The sequence below is a fragment of the Streptomyces sp. SID3212 genome (assembly GCF_009865405.1).
Classification (GTDB): domain Bacteria; phylum Actinomycetota; class Actinomycetes; order Streptomycetales; family Streptomycetaceae; genus Streptomyces.
Map to the genome: position 1 here is coordinate 1 of NZ_WWJY01000225.1, position 3813 is coordinate 3813.

Consider the following 3813-nt stretch of genomic DNA (forward strand, 5'->3'; position numbering starts at 1 on the left):
GCCGACGTACCGCTCACGACCGACGCCCGGCCCGCCGCGTCGGCGGGGCCGCCCGCGCCGCTCTCGTTCGCCCGCCAGTGGCCCGAGACCAGCAACTTCCCGGTCCCGTACGACTGTTCCGTCCGCACCCCGGACCCGAGGGCCGTGAACCAGCGCGGCCCGTAGGCGAAGGTGTGCGCCGGGGCGCCGCCGGTGATCGCGCCTCCCGCGTTCGCCACCCGCACCACCCCGTTGGCGTCCCCGTTCCCGGCCACCGCCGTCACGGGCAGCAGCGCCGCCGCGGAGTTCAGGGCCGTACCCCCGGAACCGAGGCCGACCACCCCGCCGCCCCCGGCGAGGAAGCCGTCCAGCGCCGCGCGCGCGGCCGGGGTGAGCGTGCCGTACTGGAGCCCCGTGGAGACGTACAGCACGTCCGCCGACGACCAGTCGAAGCCCGCGTTCAGGATCGCGGTCGACACCGGCACCACCTCGAAGCCCATCTCCCGCAGGGCTGCCTGCTCCCCGGCCGTCACCGAGGCGGCGACCCGCGTGCGGTGGAGCGCCGTCGTCCCCCGCTCCTTCGTCGCCGCGAAGACCACCCCGTGGCGCTCCGCGAGGACGGTCGCGAGGCGGCGGGCCGACGACGGCACGATCGCCGCCCCGTCGGCCGCGCGCCGCACCTTCACCCCCTGCGCCAGAAGGGAGTTGAGGGCGAGCAGCTCCTTCGGGTCGTCCAGGCGCAGCCGCAGATCGCCGTGGCGCGCCACCGAACCGGTGGGGGAGGCGGCCACGACAGGGCGCCCCGGGACACGCAGTCCGCCCGACACCGTCCGTACGGTGTCCACGCTCGCGCCCCACAGCAGCCCGAGGCTCCACCCCGAGATGTCGTACATCGCGGAGACGTCCGCGCTGATGTCCCGGCCTTCGCCGAGGATCACGTTCGCGATGCCGCGCTTGGGCTGGTGCAGGTCGACGACGTACGAACCGGCCTGGTACGCCCGGCCGTCGATCCGGAAGCCGGCCGTGGCCCGCTCGACCCGTACGTCGTTGGCGGTCAGGTGGTCCACCAGCCGGGCGGCGGCGGTCGCCGAGCGCTGGCCGCTCCCGGCCGGGATCACGTAGGCCCGGGGGAAGTCGGTCGTGTACACGTCCTCGGGCCCGATGCCCGGCACGCCCGGTACGGTCTCCTCCGACACCGGCCGCTGCGCCTCGCCCGCCGCGCCCCGCCGGAACGTCTCGATCTGGTCCGCGATCACCGAAGTCCGGTGGTCCAGCGTGTAGTTGAGGGTCGCGCGCATCACGGCGCCCGCGATGTCCGTGTTGATGGCGGCCCGGCGGCGCAGCTCCTCGACCGGCAGGGTGTCGTACGACCGGTTGTTGACGGTCATCGGGAACTCGACCGTGTGCGAGGCGACCGCGCCCTGGAACGGCATGTACTGCGGGGTGAAGACCGGCGGCCAGTCGTCCCAGCCCTCCTCCTGGTCCCGGAAGGGGATGACGGGCGGCTCCACGCCGTCCTTCGCGGACGTGTAGCCGAGGTCGTTCACCGCCTTCTCCATGCCGAGGGCGTTGGCGTACGCGTTCTTGAGGAAGAGGTCGTACTCGTAGTTCTCGCCGTGCGGCGGGGTGGTCGGCTCGATCAGGGTGCCGTTGACGTACCCGTGCAGGTCGAGCATGACGGCGGGCTGCTTGTCGATGGCGATCCGCCGGATCGCGCGGGTCTCGGGCTGCGACGCCGTGATCATGTCCCGGTTGAGGTCGAAGCCGTCGGCGTTGGCCCGGGTCCCGGCGATCCTGCCGTCCGGGTTGGCGGTGACATTGATGTGAACGCGGTTCGTGGCGAGCAGAGCGCGGGTACGGGCGTCCCGCGCCGTCGCCAGCTCCTCGATCAGCTTCAGGGCCGCGTCCGTGCCCTCCCACTCGTTGCCGTGGATGTTGTTGTTGATGAACAGCGGTGTCTTGTACGAGGACTTGATACGGCGGTCCTGGGCGGCCCGCGCCGGGGAGTTCTCGATCAGCTCGCGCATCCGCTCCTGCTCGCGGGCCTCGCCCGCGCTCTCGGGAGCGGTGACGGTGACGAGATACAGCTCGTGGCCGCCCGCCGACCGCCCCGCGACCTCCACACTGACCCGATCGCCCAGCTTCTGGAGGGCGTTGAGGCGCGGGGCGAGCGAGTGGTACGGCGCCAGGCCGAGCTTGACCGACTTGTCGGCCGGGTCCACGGGCGGCGCGTCGAGGACCGTACGCCGCGGATAACCGGCCTCCGGGCGCGAGGCCGCAGGGCCGGTGAGCGCGGAAGGCAGGCCCGAGGTCCGGATGGCGGGAGCGGCGCCCGGGGCGGTCTCCCGCCCGCTCTCCCTGACGTGGTGCGGGCCTTTGGAGCTGTTCGCCGCTCCGCCGCCGCCCGGGACGGCGGACGCGGCGGGCGGTGCGAGCAGCAGGGCACCGGTCAGGGCGGCGGTGGTGATCAGGGCCGGTCTGGGTATTCGCATGCGAGGGCCTCCGGGGGCGTGCGCGCGTGGACGGAAGTGATCGGTGACGCAGGGTCTACCGGTTGTGGCCCCCGGACAACAAGAGGGTCTCGTAGGCGCCGGTAGGGTGGTTCTCATGGGTGATCTGGGTGTGGGCTTCGGCTACTTGATGAAGGGCCAGCGGTGGGTCGCGGGCCACGGCCGGTGGTTCGGATTCGGGCTCCTGCCCGGTCTGGTCACCCTTCTGCTGTACGCGGCGGTCCTCGTCGGCCTCAGCTACGGCGCGGACGACCTGACGGCCTGGGCGACCCCCTTCGCCGACGACTGGTCGTCGCCGTGGCAGGGTCTCTTCCGCGGCTTCCTGGTCGTGCTCCTCTTCGCACTGGTCCTCTTCCTCGCGGTGATCGCCTTCACGGCGGTGACCCTCCTGGTCGGCCAGCCCTTCTACGAGTCGCTGTCCGAGGCCGTCGACCGGGCGGAGGGCGGCGAGGTCCCCGAGTCGGGCCTGCCGCTCTGGCGCGAGCTGTGGATCTCCGCGCGCGACAGCGTGCGGATCCTGCTACGGGTGGCGCTCTACGGGGTGCTGCTCTTCGCCGCCGGGTTCATCCCCGTCGTCGGGCAGACCGTCGTGCCCGCGATCGGCTTCTGCGTCTCCGGGTTCTTCCTGACGGAGGAACTGGTCGCGGTGGCCCTCCAGCGGCGGCGGATCGACCTCAAGGGACGCCTCGCGCTGCTCCGTGGCCGCCGGATGCTCACCCTCGGCTTCGGTGTGCCGCTGACCCTGGCCTTCCTGGTCCCGGTCGTGGCGATCTTCCTGATGCCCGGGGCGGTGGCGGGCGCGACGCTGATGGCGCGCGATCTCACCGAGCCGGAGCTCACCGGACCGGAGCTCACCGGACCGGAGCGGGAGCCGGCGCCCGGGGGCGGGGCCGTGCCCGCCCCCGACGCGACGCTCGTCCTGGGAACCACCCCGGGAACCGCCCCGGGACCCACGACCGCCTGGCCCCCGGCCCCGGGACAGGAGCCGCAGGCCCCGCCCCGGTTCTGACCCGGTCCACGTGACCCGGTCTACGCTCCCGCCGCCACGACGATGATCGACCTGATCTGCGCGACGATGTCCAGCCTGTTCCGGACGAACTGCGGGTCGGTCACCGTCCCGGTCGCCGGGTCGGTGTTCCCGGGACCGAACTCCAGCACCGGCGTGTGCACATGGCCGCCGGGGATGTCCCGGCCCAGCCGGTCGCGCAGCAGCGTCGCCCGGTAGGCGATCTCGTTGGACAGGTAGTCGCCGCCGCCCCCGGCGCGGGCCGCCGAGCCCGGGGTCGGGCCGCCCGGACGTACCACCGGCGCGGTCGCGCCCGCC

2 protein-coding genes and 1 pseudogene are annotated in these 3813 nt (G+C 73.3%); 1 reads left to right on the top strand and 2 read right to left on the bottom strand.

Annotated features, from left to right (window positions below; genetic code table 11):
* Positions 1 to 2471: M14 family zinc carboxypeptidase (locus tag GT042_RS06635; protein ID WP_161307771.1), on the bottom strand; the 2471-nt coding region annotated here is incomplete at its 3' end.
* A 115-nt stretch (positions 2472 to 2586) separates the two neighbouring features.
* Between GT042_RS06635 and GT042_RS06640 the strand changes: the two genes are divergently transcribed.
* The gene (locus tag GT042_RS06640) at positions 2587 to 3498 is read left to right on the top strand and encodes an EI24 domain-containing protein (RefSeq protein ID WP_161307772.1); all 912 of its coding nucleotides are present in this window, start codon (positions 2587 to 2589) and stop codon (positions 3496 to 3498) included.
* Between the two features lie 20 nt (positions 3499 to 3518).
* Here the strand turns inward: GT042_RS06640 and GT042_RS06645 are convergent.
* Positions 3519 to 3813, bottom strand: a pseudogene (locus GT042_RS06645) (pyroglutamyl peptidase); the annotation flags it as partial.